General features: G+C 25.7%; 1 protein-coding gene. It reads left to right on the top strand.

Annotation, left to right across the window (positions count from 1 at the left end; translation table 11 throughout):
* The first annotated feature begins 335 nt into the window (after positions 1–335).
* Positions 336–536, top strand: coding sequence for a cold-shock protein (locus IC173_RS20295; RefSeq protein WP_021384215.1), 201 nt, complete (start codon positions 336–338; stop codon positions 534–536).
* Positions 537–768 lie beyond the last annotated feature (232 nt).

Raw genomic sequence — 768 nt, 5'->3', positions numbered from 1 at the left:
GGGATAATAATTTATATGTTTAGAGATAAAATGAATAAGTGTACACATATGTTGACTGCTTATATCGGTAGTTCATACGATTATTATAATTTTGTAAATACACAGTTATATAGATTTTGTTTTCTAGAGAATCTTTTTTAGCTTTATATACATTCGTACCAATCTATAGTAATGCAAAGGTCTTAAATATATTTTTAATATTAAGAATAACCAAGAATGTTAACTAAAAAATATAATTAAGTAGACATTTCTATTAATCTGTGATACAATAGTATTTGTGGTAATACACAATTAAATCAAGTATATCTTGATACAGGTTAATAGGAGTATTTTTAATGAATAATGGAATAGTGAAATGGTTTAATAATGAAAAAGGATTTGGTTTTATATCAATAGAAGGTGGAGATGATGTATTTGCTCATTTCTCAGCTATACAAACTTCAGGATTTAAATCATTAGAAGAAGGTCAACAAGTAAGCTTTGATATAGTTAAAGGTGCTAGAGGTCCTCAAGCAGAAAATATAACTATATTATAATATATAGATTTTTCGGGAAAGACTCTTTTGGGGTCTTTTTTTATTGCTAGTATATCTAATATAATTATTGATGAAAAAAACAATGTTGTTTAGAGAAATGAAAAAAGCACTCCCCGACATGAGAATGCTTAATTGCAACTATAGAAGTGTATTCGTAGTACACTTCTATTTTTTTATTATATCACATAATTTAGGTTGTTAAAAAGAACTATTTAAATCAATTTTAAGGTGT

This window comes from Clostridioides sp. ES-S-0048-02, assembly GCF_020658495.1.
In the GTDB taxonomy this organism is placed as follows: Bacteria; Bacillota; Clostridia; order Peptostreptococcales; family Peptostreptococcaceae; genus Clostridioides.
This window is presented reverse-complemented; position numbering and strand designations above follow the sequence as displayed.